Genomic DNA, 13,137 nt, shown 5'->3' with positions numbered 1-13,137 from the left:
ATGAAACGAAGCAAGTACGTCCAGCTTTCGCTGGCCGCGTCGGTCGCCCTGGCGATATCCGGTTGCGGGCCTGCGGAAAAAACCTACAAGTTGCAGAAGAAGTACAACTTCCAGTCCGTCCAGCAATGTGTCGATGAAAAGCTGCCGGTGGACATTTGCGCCGACGCCTACATGAGCGCCATGGCCGAGCATCGTCGCATCGCGCCGGTGTACGACAGCCAGGCCGATTGCGATGCCGACTTTGTTCCGGATTGGTGCCAGCAGGACTCGGCCGGCAAGTTCATCCCCAAGTTGGGTGGTTTCGAACTGAGCGCCGATGGCGAGGTCACGCAATCCCAGGTCGACGCCGCCCGGGCCCAGTTGCCGGCTTCGGAAGCGAACGTCGGTGGATCAGGCTTTGGCAACCTGCTGACCGGCATGCTGATCGGCAACATGTTGAGCGGCAATCGCAACAGCTATTACGCCGAGCCGGTCTACCGCTACCGCGATGATCGCGGCGACTACGGCTCCTCGACCCTCAGCCAGCGGGTGTCCAGTGGCTCGACCTTTACCAAGTCCAACCAGGCGCGGTACGGCAGCTACACCGACTCCATCAAGAGCAGCAAGGCAATGGCCGTCGCGTCTGCCACGTCTCGCGGTGGTTTCGGCAGCAAGTCCAGTGCCCGCAGCGGTTGGGGCGGTTCGAGCAGCTCCGGCGGTTGAGGAACCAGCGCCATGAAGAAGATCCATTGCGCAGAACGTCATGACTGGAAACAGACCGCCGAGCAGCTCGGCTTTCTGTTCCACACCATCGACGACGAACCCTATTGGGACGAAAGCGCGTACTACCAGTTCACCCTCAAGCAGATCGAGGACGACCTGGAAGACCCGACCACCGAGATCCATGATATGTGCATGGACCTCGTGGCCCGCGTGGTCCAGAGCGAAGAGTTGCTGGAACGCCTGAGCATTCCCGCGCCGTTCTTCGACCTGGTGCGCACTTCATGGCTCGAAGGCCACCCGCACTTGTATGGGCGCATGGATTTCTCCTACAACGGCAACGGCCCCGCCAAGCTGTTGGAGCTCAACTACGACACGCCGACCAGCCTCTATGAGGCGGCGGCGTTTCAGTGGGGCTGGCTGGAGCAATGCATCGAGCGCGGCTTGCTGCCGGCCCATGCCGACCAGTTCAACAGCATCGACACCAAGCTGCACCAGGCTTTTGCCCAGTTGCAGATCAAAGAGCCGTTTTATTTCGCCTCGATGAAAGGCTCGGTGGAAGACAAGGGCACCACGGACTACTTGCGCCTGATCGCGGAAAAAGTCGGCATTGAATCACGGCACATCGATATCGAAGACATCGGCCTCAACAGTGACGGGCGTTTTGTTGACCTGGAAGAGCGCTGGATTGCACACCTGTTCAAGCTGCATGCCTGGGAGTTCATCTTCCACGAGCCGTTTGGTGAAGCGATCGCCCAGTGTGATACGCAGTTTTTCGAGCCGGCCTGGAAGTCGATCATCTCCAACAAAGGCATCCTGCCGCTGCTGTGGGAGTTCAACAAAGGCCACCCGAACCTGCTCGCGGCCCACCTGGATACCGACACGAGCAAGGCGGTGCCCAAGGGCTGGGTGCGCAAGCCGTTCTTTTCCCGGGAAGGCGCCAACATCGAGCTGCAAACCGCTGATGGCCTGATCGTAAAAGAAGACGGCCCCTACACCGACGCCCCGTTCATCCTCCAGGAGTTCGCGCCACTGCCACGTTTTGGCGACAGCTACACCCTGATCGGCTCCTGGGTCATCGGCGACCAGGCCGCCGGCATTGGCGTGCGGGAAGACAACAGCCTGATCACCAAGGACTCCAGCCGGTTCCTGCCGCACCTGATCCTTGACTGAGCGATGCCCCCCGCTTTTGTGGCGAGGGGTTTATCTGAGGCGAGGGGATTTATCCCCGCTGGGCTGCGAAGCAGCCCCACGAGACCTCAACTCAATCTGTCTGCAATACCGAGGTATGGCTTTTTAGGGCTGCTTCGCAGCCCAGCGGGGATAAATCCCCTCGCCACAAGAGCGGTTGGCAGTGGGCCAGTGAAGAAGCAAGCGACGCCCCCCTCTGGGGGCGAGTGTTCGCCGCAGGCTTTTTCAGGTCCACCAGTACCGCACCAAATGAAAGAAGATCGGCGCGGCGAAGCACACCGAGTCCAACCGGTCGAGCATGCCGCCGTGGCCTTCGATCATGTGGCCCCAGTCCTTGACGCCGCGGTCGCGCTTGATCGCTGACATGACGATGCCGCCGGCAAACCCCAGCAAGTTGATCAGCAAAGCGATGAGGAACGACTGCCACGGATTGAACGGCGTGATCCACCACAGCGCGCCACCGATCAGCGAAGCCAGGAAAATGCCGCCGGCAAACCCCTCCACGGTTTTCGAGGGCGACAGGTTCGGCGCGATCTTGTGTTTGCCGAACAGCTTGCCGCACACGTACTGCAACACATCCGAGAGCTGCACCACGATCACCAGGTAGGCGATCAGCAACAGGTTGCGCCCTTCGAAACCGGCGATGTCCAGCGTCAGCAGGGCCGGGACGAAGGAGATGCAGAACACCGCGATCATCAAGCCCCACTGGACCTTGGAAGCGCGCTCCAAAAAGTGCGTGCTGTCGCCGCCCAGGGACGCCAGGATCGGCAGCAGCAGGAACACATACACCGGGATAAAGATCGAAAACAGCCCGTACCAGTCGTAGTAGATCAACAGGTACTGCAGCGGCAGCGCCAGGTAGAACGCGGCCACCAACGCTGGATAATCGCTGCGCCGGGTCGGTGTCAGGGTCAGGAATTCCCGCAGGGCGTAGAACGACACCGCGTAGAACAACAGGATCACTGCGGCGTTGCCGAGCCAGAACGCGATGCCGATCACCAGCACCATGATCCACCAGGCATTGATCCGCGCGTTGAGGTTGTCGATGACGGAGTTCGGCGCGCCGCGGGTTTTCAGCTTGAGAATGAAACCGATCAACGAAGCCAGCACCAGGATGGCGCCGATCCCGCCAAACAACATCAGGGTATATCGATCCATGTCAGACGTGCTCCGGGGCCAGTGCCAGCAGCGCGGCGCGGCTGCGTTCAAGGAATTGCTCTTTGCTTTCACCTTCTTCGATGCACAGCGGCGCGCCGAAACTGGTGGTGCATAACAGCGGCAGCGGCAGTACCCGGCCCTTGGGCATGACACGGTTGAGGTTGGCGATCCACACCGGGATCACCTCGACCTCGGGGTGTTTTTTCATCAAGTGATAGATTCCGCTCTTGAAGGGCAACAGGCCTTCCTCCGGATTGCGCGTGCCTTCCGGAAAGATGATCAGTGAGTCGCCGTTTTCCAGTGCATCGAGCATCGGCTGCAATGGGCTGTAGGAAGGATCCTTGCGTTCGCGGTCCACCAGCACACCGTTGAACACCCGGTTGATGATGTAGCGACGCACCGGGCTGGTTTGCCAATAATCGGCCCCCGCCACCGGGCGGGTGAGCTTGCGCAGCGCCGGCGGCAGCGAGGCCCAGAGCAGCACGAAGTCACCGTGGCTGCTGTGGTTGGCGAAGTAGATCCGCTGCACCGGCGTCGGCGCGCAGCCGAGCCACAGGCTGCGAGCGCCGGTGACCATGCGGGCGGCGGAGGTGATGAGGTTGGCGACCACGGGTTCGAACATGAAGATTCCTTGTCCTGAGAAACGTAAGCATAACTGTGGCGAGGGACACACCCTTTGTGGCGAGGGGATTTATCCCCGCTGGGCTGCGCAGCAGCCCTAAAGCAGTTAACTCAATCTTCTTGGCACACCGAGGTGCCTGGTTGGGGGCTGCTGCGCAGCCCAACGGGGATAAATCCCCTCGCCACAAAAACGATTTAGATACTTGAAGCTAGCCAGGGGCTGGCCAGGATGAAGCCCAGCACCAGGACGACTTGTACGGCCAATAATCGTGACTGCCGACGCAGCAACAACAATGCGCCATGCCGGCGTTCGGTCCAGAGACGCCCTGCACGTGCGGCCGGTTGCAGGCCCAGGGAGATGAGGGCCTGATCCAACGTGTAGGTGCGCTCGGCCAGGGATTGGCTGCTGTCAGCCATGCGCTGGAACAGATCGGCATCGAATGCCACGCGCAGCGCCCAGTATTTTTCCAGCATGCCGAGCACCAGTAGCGCCGCACTCAACAGCAGCAACCACGGATCGATGACGCCCACCCACCATTGCCCCAACCCCAGCAGCGCCCCAAGCAGCGTCAACCCGGTGGAAAACTGGTCCAGCGAATGCCCCCGGCGCAACAGGCTCGCCACGGTGTGGAGTTCCATATCAGTGATCATGGACATTCCTCTGTGCTGTGGATAACTGCTCCAACGCGCGACGGTGTGCCGCGTGCAAGACGATACGCGGTCGAGCGCGCTGGATTTGCACGATCGCCGCATCAACGCTCGCTGCCCGCCCGCTGTGCAACAACCAGGCAACCACCGCCGTGGCGCTGCGCGAATAACCCAGGGCGCAGCAGACCAGCACCGGCCCGTGCTGGCGCAGGCTTTCGATGGCCTCTGCCGCTTGCAGGCATTGCTCGGCGGTCGGCGCTGTCAGGTCGAGCACTGGCAATGAGCGATAGGCGACGCCGCTGCTGTCCAAGGACAGTTCTGCGCAAAGGTCGAGCACCCCGGTAAACGCACTGTCTTTCAGCTCCATCGGCGTGGGGATTCGTCCCAGCCAGACGTTATCCGCTATCAGGTCCGGTTGCGGATGCTTGCGCGTCCAGCCGCGCGAATTGATCCACGCCGCCGCCAGGTAAGGCGCCAGCAACCAACGCGCTGCCGGGCTCAAACGACCATCGGCACGCTTCTGGAAGCCGTCGGCACCGAACACCAGGTAATTCAGCGCCACCATGAGTACCGCGACCGCCGGCCAGATCAGCCAGAGCCACGCGCCGCCGAAGGCAAACGCCGGGATGAACAATGCCGCCGCGCCCAGGCCATAACGCAAGGCCAAGCGTCGGCGGGCAGGATCCGTCGCTAGCCGCGCACTCAGCAGCGGACTCGGACGGTCCACCGGCCACAGCCAGACACACAGCCAACCGGCCAACGCGCCCGTGGGCAGGTCAATGAAGTGATGTTGATACGTGGTCAGCACCGACACGCCGATCAACGCGAACCAACCGTGCATCACCCAACGCCAGGAGCCCTGTAGATGCCGCTGATAGCAGACCCAAAGGATGACCAGCAACGCGATGTGCAGCGACGGTGCCTGGTTGAACGGCTTGTCGAAACCCGCCAGCACTTCGAACAACCAACCAAACACCCCGTCCATTTCCGGGCGGGGGAAAGTGAAGCGCAACGGCCAGAGCAAAAAGCAACTGACCGCAATCACCTGCGCCGTCAGCAGGCGCAAGGCGTGGCGCTTGAGTTCTTCGCGGCTGGTGGGCAACAGCAAGGACAGGCCGTACAACAGATCGATCGACCAGTAAGGCACGATGGTCCAGGCCATGAACGGCATGTGGCTTTCCCAGGCGAACACCAACGTGCCGACATCGTCACGCTGGGAGGTGACCCAGGTGGCGAAGCCGTAAGTGGTGAAGAACAGCGGCGCCAACAACAGCAACCACAGCACCGCCGGTTTCAGCAGTGCGGGCTCGCGGGCCGGCGCGATGACGGCGCTCATTACTGCACTCGCTGGGCCAGCGAAACGCTGAAAATGCCCCATTCATCGACCCGCAGGGTGATCTTGCGAAAGCCTGCCGCCTCAACCAATTGATCCATTTCCGCCTGGGTGCGTCGGCGCATCACCCAGGCCTGACCGGCGCGGTGGCTGGTGAGGGCGCGGGCGATCAGTTCCAGTTGCGGGTGCCATGGCTGGCCGGTGTAGACCAGGAAACCGCCAGGCTCCACGGCTTCGGCCAGGCCGGCGAGGGAGCCGCCGACCAGTTGGTTGTCGGCAAACAGCTCGTACAGGCCCGACACTACGGCGAGGGTTGGTTTCGGCTCCAGCGCCGCCAGATCCTGGCGGTCGAAGGCATCGCCCTTGACGAATCGGGCGATGTCGCCCAGGCCTTTTTCCACGATCAGCGCGCTGCCGTCGCGCACGTTGATGTCGCTGTAGTCGCGCAGCAGAATCGACTCGGGCAACGGGCTGACGCCTTGCAGCGCTTCGAGAATGTAGCGGCCATGACCGGCGGCGATGTCGACGATGCGCACCTCGCGGTCTTGCGCACGCAACTCGCCCATCGCCAGGCGCAGCAGCTCCTCGACGTGCAGCTTGCGCTGGCGAATGCCGCGCCAGCCGATGGAGTTCAGGTAATTCTGGTCAATCATCTTGCCCAGCGCCGAGGTGCCGGTGGGACGGTTGCGGTAGACGTAATCCAGGGTGCTGCCAGAGTCGAACCCAGTGTCGAAACCCAGCTTCACCCCGGCCGACAACTTGCTGCCAAAGCGCATGCTGGCGCGGGTCATGCGCCAGTAGAGGTCGCGCAGCGAGTTGTGCGGCAGCGGCGTGGCCAGGGTTTCGGCTTCGGCGCAGGTCACGCCCAGGCGATCGGCGTCGAGCAGGGAAGGGCGGTCCAGCGGTCGGGCAAAGTTTTGCAGGATGAAGCGGCGGGCACTGGCGATGGCCGGGGCGCGGTTCTTCTCGCCGAGGGTGTCGTGGAAGAAGCCCGGCAGGATGTGCTTCTCCTTGTGCAAGCTGCCCAGGCGCTCGAAGAACTGCTCCTGGGGTTTGCGGTGCACCACGAAGTCCGAGCCGGAGATCAACAGCTGCGTCGGCACCTGGATCGCCTGGGCATCGGCCACCACGCGGTCGGCGGCTTCGTACAGGCCCAGCAGCACGTTCACCGAAATGGCCTTGGTGATCAATGGATCGCTGTCGTAGGACGCCACCCGCTCCGGGTCATGGCTGAGGAATTTCGCCTTGACGTAACTGTTGACGAAAAAGTTGCCGCGAAACTTGCGCATCAGCGCCAGGCCCGGACGGGCGAACGGCACGTAGAGCTTGACCTTGAACGCCGGCGAGGCCAGCACCAGCGAGCGAATGCGCGGCGCGTAGTCGTGGACCCAGGTGGACGCGATCACCGCGCCGACGCTTTGTGCGACGACCGCGATGTTCGCCTCGTCGATCTGGTGCGTGGCGCCGATGTGATCGCAGAAGGTCTGCACATCCCGCGCACTGGTGGCAAAACTCGGGCTGTCACCCCGTTCGCCCGGCGACTGGCCATGGCCACGGGCGTCCCAGGCAAAGAAGTCGAACCCGGGCAAGTCCAGTTCATCCACCAGGTGCGCAATGCGCCCGGAGTGTTCATGACCGCGATGAAACAACAACACAGCCTGGCGGGGTTCACCCGCCGCCGCGTCGACAGCCGGCCAGTGCCGGTAGAACAACTCCACGCCATCGTGGGTAGTGAACGTCAGTTCCTGGGCTTCGCGCATTGCAAGTTCCTTTATGCTGAGGGAGCGTTTTCCTTCACTTGGCCCAGGCCATGACGGACCCGGTTGACCAAGGTATACACCAGCAGGGCGGCAACCACCGCCATCACACCATCGACCCAGAGCGCCCCGAGCCAACCCAGGGTAATGCCGGTCGCCAACACGCCCAACACAAAGGCGCGATCACTCTTGCCCATCGGCCCGTCATACCGCCGCGAAGCTCCCACCATGGCCCCGAGCACGCCGGCGTATTCGCTGAACAACGCCAACAGCGTGACCAGCAACACGAGCAACAGACTGGCATCGGGAATCAGGGCAAAAGGCAGGATCAAGGCAGCGTCGGCGATGATATCGCATAGCTCATTGAGGTAGGCGCCCAGATGCGATTGCTGGCCAAACTCCCGCGCCAACATGCCATCCACGGCATTCAACGCCATGCGCAGGAACATCCAGATCGGCACAAGCACGAAGATCCACGGATGGTTGGCAAACCAGGCGATGACCGCACCGACCAATACCGAAACGATGCCGGCGAGCACCGTGACCTGGTTGGCGGTGACACCGTTGTTGTAGAGGCGTTGAACCATGGGGCGCAGCAGGTTTTGAAAGGCGGGCTTGAGTTGGTAGATGGAGGGCATCGGGGTGAGATCTCGGCCGGTTGCGGGGCTGGGCTTATACAGGTGCGAGATTACGATAGGTTGAGGGGTTGCTGGCGGGTATTTCTCGAGAATGCGCGCGGGTCGGCATCTAAAACGCAATTTGCGGGTGTAAACCCCGGTGTGAGCGGGCTCAACCAATAAAGACCGGCCTACGCCAACCCCCGTGGCGAGGGAGCTTGCTCCCGCTGGGCTGCGCAGCAGCCCCCAAAGAAGACAACTCAATTTGCCTGGCTCACCGAGTCATGGGATCCAGGGCTGCTGCGCAGCCCAACGGGAGCAAGCTCCCTCGCCACAGGAGCGGTGGTGTGTCAGGTAAGGATCAAACGACGACAATCCTGTGGAGTGAGCTTGCTCGCGATAGCGGTGGGCCAGGCAACGTCAATGCCGGTTGAGCCAGTGCTGGTTCTCAGGTCGTATTGGTCAGTGTTGCTGTGCTGATTTATACTGAACACAGCATGAGCACAGCTTGTATTAAAAGTATCATATTAAACAATAAGTTGTGATGATTTTTAGGTTAGGTGAAGTCTGGGAGGTACACCGTGGTTATCGAAGAGCGGCTTAAAAGATCTATCGCCCTGCGCAAGGACGATGTGTTTCTGCGCTCCGAATTTTCCGACTTCGGCAGCCCCGCACAGGTATCCCGAGCGCTGCGTCATCTGGTGGCCAACGGTGTATTGGTCAAGCTCGGCGTGGGTATCTTTGCAAAGGCCAAGATCAGTGTCCTTACGGGCAAGCCGATACCGGTTCGCCCCCTTGAAGTCCTGGCACCTCTGGTTCTCCAAAAGCTTGGCGTGAAGATCACAGCGGGACGCGCAGTGCGTGAATACAACGCCAGCGATAGCTTGCAGCTACCCGCCGGCATCGTTTTTGACACTGGGTCACGTCGTATTAATCGCAAGCTCGGCTTCGGTGGTCGTTACGTCGTTTATGAAAATCATCACGCCTGAACAGGTTGACTTAATCGATGCGGTGTTGGCTGAGGTCGATGTCGGACTACTAACGGCTAGCATCCTGGAAAAAGACGTCCACGTGACGGATGCTTTGCAAGCTCTGATGGGAATGCGGTTTTCTGGTGTTCGCCTGGTGTTTTGCGGTGGTACAAGCCTGTCGAAAGCTTATCAACTGATCGAGCGCATGTCTGAAGACGTCGACTTGAAGGTCGTGTTGGTTGATCCTGATGCGTTGAGTGTCTCGGCTCGGAAGCGGTATTTCAGCAACCTGAAGACTCAGGTTTGTCATGTACTAGCCGAGCTCGGTTTTGAGGAAATCGTGGAAGCGCGTGTTGCCCGGAATGGAAACCGATACTTCGCCAGTCGTTGGCAATACGCCCCTCAATACCCTCACGATACTAGTTTGCGCCCTTATCTAAGTCTTGAGCTGACTGCGCGAACCCCACAGTTTGAAGTGACTCGACAGCCGCTGGAGTACCTAGTCAATCGACTCGCCGCTAGGTCTGGGCGATTAGGCGATATTGCCTGCGTAGCGGTTGAGGAAACGCTTGCGGAGAAGGTCATTTCGTTTCTTCGCCGCTATGCCCAACACCAAGCCGGGGCCATGCTCCAGCCGTGGGATGATACATTGGTGCGGCATATCTATGATGTCTACTGCATCAGCCGTGGCGATCCCGCTGTTGGCGAACGAGCCACTATCGGTTTCAAACGTCTGGTGGAGTTTGATGTGCTCGAATTTGGTCGGCAGTTTCCTCCATTTGCTGGCGATCCGGGAAATGTCATGCGCAGCGCTCTCCATCAGGCGAGTTCGGATGCGCAGATCCGTAGCCAGTACGACGCGAGGCTCATGCCGCTGATTTTTGGCGATGTCCGTCCGAGCTTTGATGAGGCTTATGTCGTGTTTCGTCAACACGCCGAAGCGTTGATTCGGGCGCTGTAAAACTCTCGGATCATAAACGGGTTAATGGGCTCTGTTCGCGGGTGTCTTCTTTCGAGCAAAGTGGATCAGCAACCTGCTGACTAAAACAAGGAGTGTTTCAAATGCTGCAAATGGATTGGCTCACCAACCACATGGATAAAAGCGACCAGATGGCCGAGTGGCTCCATCGGGAATTCAGTTATGAATTCACCCAGCAATCCCTCGCCAGTTGGCAGGAGGAATTCGCTGCGGGGCAGTACGATGGCCGCTGGAAGTGCCTGGTCGCCATGGAACATGACCAGTTGCTCGGCGGCGCTTCACTGGCCAGCAACGACCTGCCTGACCGGCCAGAGTTGGGCCCGTGGCTGGCGTGTGTGTTCATCACCCCCGAGGCTCGACGCAGAGGGCTTGCAGCGCAGTTGATCGAAGGCATCTGCAGTCATGCGCGAGAGGCTGGAATCATCACCTTGTTCCTGTACACCCACAGCCAGCGTGATTATTACGCCAGGCTCGGCTGGGAGGTGTTGGAGCGTTTCGAGGCTTGGGGCAAAGAGCAATGGCTTATGTCACGACAGTTATAGCTGCCGCCGGGAGTTGCACGCCTAACGTTTAAATTTAGCGAATCGCCCTACGTCCACCGCTTCTTTCACTGACTTAATTCCTCAGCCATCGTCGGCAAAGTCTCGCGTTCGTCCCTGTCCCGCGAGACTCCCGCATGTTTGCCCCTGACAAACTCCTGGCTTTGAACAACACCATCGGCTCTTTGGTGGTGGCGGCCATGGACCCCGATCAGCCGGATGTCGAAGCGGTACTGGCGGACTTCCGCGCCTGCCTCAACGACTACGACGCCTGGGCTGAAAGCTTTTGGGCCGGCTGGGCGCTGGATCTTGAACAAGTGTTCAAGGTCGGCAACGAGGTGTCCCTGGCGGCGCCGAAGAATCTTGATCAACCCATCAGTGCCACGGTGGCCGCATGTCCGGCGAGTGGTCCGCTGACGTTGGTGCACATGTTCCAGGCGGCGCGTTTTGTGCCGATTGGCGACACCCCGGTAATGCTGGAGCCGGTGACCGGAGGCGAGCCCGGGAAGGAAACGTTCGGCGAGCCGGTGCATCACGTCATCGGCCCAAGCGGCGTCCTGGAGATCCCCGAATGCTGGCGTGGCGGGCGTTACCGCATCACTTTTTTCCCCCATGTGACGGCCGATCACGTCAAGGCGCTGTATGCGTCCTATCAAGGGGTGATGGACGAACTTGAGGGGTGGCTGAAGGCCGAGTGGGACGAGTTTCAACCCCTGTGGGCGGCGTTTTCCGACGCCGGGTTTCGCGAACGTTATGACCTGGTGCAGCAGGCCGATTGGCGCGGTTTCGAAAACGCCCTGCATCAGCTATGGGATGACGTTAAACAGGTTTTCCAGCTGTTGGCCGATCTGCAAGCCAACAGCGAAAAGCTTCTGGAGTACCTGACCCAGGTCGAGCTTGAACAGTTACTGAGCGTGTCTGCCGAGGCCATCGCCAAAGGGTTGATGGTGCTGAGCGACGAGCCGCTGCTCTTCGTCCACATGGCGGCGTTCGTCAGCTGGCTGCGGATGTTGCCGCCCCAATACATGGCTGAAGTCGCGGGCGAGATGCGCGCCTCGGTGCTGATCAATTTCCTGTTGATACGGTTGACCGGCGCCCTGGGCATGGGCGTGCGGATGAGCGGCAAAGTGCTCCGTCAGCTCCGCTCGGAGCGGGCTCGCGAGTGGTTGAGCGCATCAGGGCTGAGGCTGGCCCAACGCCCCGCCGATCGGCTCAACCGGCATGCCGATGTGCTGAAACCGTTGGTGGTCAGCGCCCAACGTGCGCCATTGAAGCCGACGCCTGTCGGACCTCTGCACATCACCCCCGAGCATTCCCCACCCTTGGCGGTCAGCAATCCAGCCGCTGTGGTGCGGGAAAAATCCCACGGTTCAACCCGGCTAAGCAAACACGAACCCCACGACGACGCCCCGGCGCAATCGAAAAACCCCAACGGCGACAGCGCCGACACCGCCGCCCAGACCCAGACCAGCGGCTGCCCGGTCTCGATGGTCACCGGCGAAGAACTGCTGACCCTCGACGATGGCACCCTCGATGGCCGCTTGCCGTTTGTCTTCACCCGTTTGTACCGCACCAGCGCCGCTGACCTGGACGTCGGCCTCGGGCGCGGCTGGAGCCATGCCCTGGCCCATCGCTTGGAGCTTGAAGGCGAGCAAGTCACCTGGGTCGACCAGGAAAACCGCCGTACGACGTTTCCCCTGCCCAGCGCCCAGCGTCCGGCGATTCACAACAGCCTGGCTCGCGCGGCGATCTACCTGGGGGCCGAGGCGGACGAACTGATCATCGCCCAGCCCGGGGAAAACGCTCCGTTCCTGCACTTTCGCGACGGCCACCTGACCGCCCTCAGCGACCGTTACGACAACCGCCTGACGCTGCAGCGCAACATCCATGGCGACATCAGCCGCCTGGACAACGGCGCCGGGCGCGCCCTGCGCCTGCGTTACGAGCAGCGCCACCTGATCGCCGTCGACTACCAGAGCTTCCATCCCGCCATCACCCTCGACGAAGCCTGGCGGACCGAACAGACGCTGATGTCCTACCGCTACGACGGACGTTTCCGACTGATCGAAGCGACCAATGCCGCCGGTGAAAGCGAACGCTACGACTACGACGATCAGCACGTCATCCTCCAGCGGCAACTGGCCGGCGGGGCGAGTTTCTACTGGGAGTGGCAAGGGGCCGGGCGGGCGGCGCGCTGCGTACGGCATTGGGCTTCGTTTGCGCAAATGGACAGCCGCTACACCTGGGGCGAGGACGGCAGCGTCACGGTCCAGCACCTCGATGGCAGCCAGGAGGTGTATGTCCACGATGACCGGGCGCGGCTGGTGCGCAAGGTCGAGCCCGATGGCGGTGAGCACCTCAAGGCCTACGACGAACAAGGTCGCTTGATCGCCGAACAGGACCCGCTGGGCGCCGTCACCGAATACCGCTACGACGAAGCCGGACGGCTGCTGGCGCTGATTCCACCCGTTGATGCGCCGACGTCCTACGAATACCGCAACGGTTTCCTGCACACCCGTGCGCGCGGCCAGGCGGTGTGGCGCTACCGGCGCAATGCCCGGGGGGACGTGATCGTCCTCATCGACCCGGACGGCCGGCGCACGGAATATGCCTACGACGCCCAT

12 protein-coding genes are annotated in these 13,137 nt (G+C 61.2%); 6 read left to right on the top strand and 6 right to left on the bottom strand.

Annotated features, from left to right (window positions below):
- On the top strand, positions 1-702 hold the full coding sequence (locus tag BT116_RS18885; RefSeq protein ID WP_072346319.1) for a DUF1190 domain-containing protein: 702 nt from the start codon (positions 1-3) through the stop codon (positions 700-702).
- 12 nt (positions 703-714) lie between these two features.
- Positions 715-1,872, top strand: a complete 1,158-nt coding sequence (locus BT116_RS18880) for a glutathionylspermidine synthase family protein (protein WP_072346318.1) — start codon at positions 715-717, stop codon at positions 1,870-1,872.
- A gap of 243 nt (positions 1,873-2,115) precedes the next feature.
- Here BT116_RS18880 and BT116_RS18875 read toward each other — a convergent pair whose 3' ends face one another.
- The 6 genes from BT116_RS18875 to BT116_RS18850 form a co-directional block, all read right to left on the bottom strand.
- The gene (locus BT116_RS18875; protein WP_072346317.1) at positions 2,116-3,048 is read right to left on the bottom strand and encodes a phosphatidate cytidylyltransferase; all 933 of its coding nucleotides are present in this window, start codon (positions 3,046-3,048) and stop codon (positions 2,116-2,118) included.
- Position 3,049: 1 nt separating this feature from the next.
- A complete protein-coding gene (locus tag BT116_RS18870; RefSeq protein ID WP_072346316.1) occupies positions 3,050-3,670 on the bottom strand; it encodes a lysophospholipid acyltransferase family protein in 621 nt (206 codons plus the stop codon).
- Positions 3,671-3,864: 194 nt separating this feature from the next.
- Entirely contained in the window at positions 3,865-4,320 is a 456-nt protein-coding gene (locus tag BT116_RS18865) for a hypothetical protein (RefSeq protein WP_072346315.1), read from the bottom strand.
- Positions 4,310-5,653 carry a phosphatase PAP2/dual specificity phosphatase family protein gene (locus BT116_RS18860; RefSeq protein ID WP_072346314.1) on the bottom strand — a complete coding sequence of 448 codons (1,344 nt, stop codon included), beginning with the start codon at positions 5,651-5,653 and terminating at the stop codon, positions 4,310-4,312. Before BT116_RS18860 ends, BT116_RS18865 begins: the two co-directional genes overlap by 11 nt.
- Complete coding sequence (locus tag BT116_RS18855) at positions 5,653-7,410, bottom strand: bifunctional alpha/beta hydrolase/class I SAM-dependent methyltransferase (protein ID WP_072346313.1); 1,758 nt, start codon at positions 7,408-7,410, stop codon at positions 5,653-5,655. Before BT116_RS18855 ends, BT116_RS18860 begins: the two co-directional genes overlap by 1 nt.
- A gap of 11 nt (positions 7,411-7,421) precedes the next feature.
- Positions 7,422-8,045 carry a CDP-alcohol phosphatidyltransferase family protein gene (locus tag BT116_RS18850; RefSeq protein WP_072346312.1) on the bottom strand — a complete coding sequence of 208 codons (624 nt, stop codon included), beginning with the start codon at positions 8,043-8,045 and terminating at the stop codon, positions 7,422-7,424.
- A 560-nt stretch (positions 8,046-8,605) separates the two neighbouring features.
- On the opposite strand from BT116_RS18850, the gene BT116_RS18845 reads away from it, so the two are divergent.
- The 4 genes from BT116_RS18845 to BT116_RS18830 form a co-directional block, all read left to right on the top strand.
- A complete protein-coding gene (locus BT116_RS18845) occupies positions 8,606-9,013 on the top strand; it encodes a DUF6088 family protein (protein ID WP_072346311.1) in 408 nt (135 codons plus the stop codon).
- Positions 8,994-9,956, top strand: coding sequence for a nucleotidyl transferase AbiEii/AbiGii toxin family protein (locus BT116_RS18840; RefSeq protein WP_072346310.1), 963 nt, complete (start codon positions 8,994-8,996; stop codon positions 9,954-9,956). Before BT116_RS18845 ends, BT116_RS18840 begins: the two co-directional genes overlap by 20 nt.
- Before the next feature lie 101 nt (positions 9,957-10,057).
- Entirely contained in the window at positions 10,058-10,516 is a 459-nt protein-coding gene (locus BT116_RS18835; protein WP_072346308.1) for a GNAT family N-acetyltransferase, read from the top strand.
- Between the two features lie 134 nt (positions 10,517-10,650).
- Positions 10,651-13,137, top strand: a 2,487-nt coding sequence (locus BT116_RS18830) for a DUF6531 domain-containing protein (protein ID WP_139271895.1), incomplete at its 3' end; no start/stop codon positions are given.

This window comes from Pseudomonas sp. NFACC16-2 (assembly GCF_900119205.1).
In the GTDB taxonomy this organism is placed as follows: Bacteria; Pseudomonadota; Gammaproteobacteria; order Pseudomonadales; family Pseudomonadaceae; genus Aquipseudomonas; species Aquipseudomonas fluorescens_Q.
The sequence above is the reverse complement of the archived record's forward strand: the minus strand, read 5'-3'. Positions and strand labels throughout refer to the sequence as shown.

Excerpts from the sequence above, each read along its gene's own strand:
- BT116_RS18885 (WP_072346319.1), top strand. The coding sequence starts at position 1 with ATGAAACGAAGCAAGTACGTCCAGCTTTCGCTGGCCGCGTCGGTCGCC.
- BT116_RS18880 (WP_072346318.1), top strand. The coding sequence starts at position 715 with ATGAAGAAGATCCATTGCGCAGAACGTCATGACTGGAAACAGACCGCC.
- BT116_RS18875 (WP_072346317.1), bottom strand. The coding sequence starts at position 3,048 with ATGGATCGATATACCCTGATGTTGTTTGGCGGGATCGGCGCCATCCTG.
- BT116_RS18870 (WP_072346316.1), bottom strand. The coding sequence starts at position 3,670 with ATGTTCGAACCCGTGGTCGCCAACCTCATCACCTCCGCCGCCCGCATG.
- BT116_RS18865 (WP_072346315.1), bottom strand. The coding sequence starts at position 4,320 with ATGATCACTGATATGGAACTCCACACCGTGGCGAGCCTGTTGCGCCGG.
- BT116_RS18860 (WP_072346314.1), bottom strand. The coding sequence starts at position 5,653 with ATGAGCGCCGTCATCGCGCCGGCCCGCGAGCCCGCACTGCTGAAACCG.
- BT116_RS18855 (WP_072346313.1), bottom strand. The coding sequence starts at position 7,410 with ATGCGCGAAGCCCAGGAACTGACGTTCACTACCCACGATGGCGTGGAG.
- BT116_RS18850 (WP_072346312.1), bottom strand. The coding sequence starts at position 8,045 with ATGCCCTCCATCTACCAACTCAAGCCCGCCTTTCAAAACCTGCTGCGC.
- BT116_RS18840 (WP_072346310.1), top strand. The coding sequence starts at position 8,994 with ATGAAAATCATCACGCCTGAACAGGTTGACTTAATCGATGCGGTGTTG.
- BT116_RS18835 (WP_072346308.1), top strand. The coding sequence starts at position 10,058 with ATGCTGCAAATGGATTGGCTCACCAACCACATGGATAAAAGCGACCAG.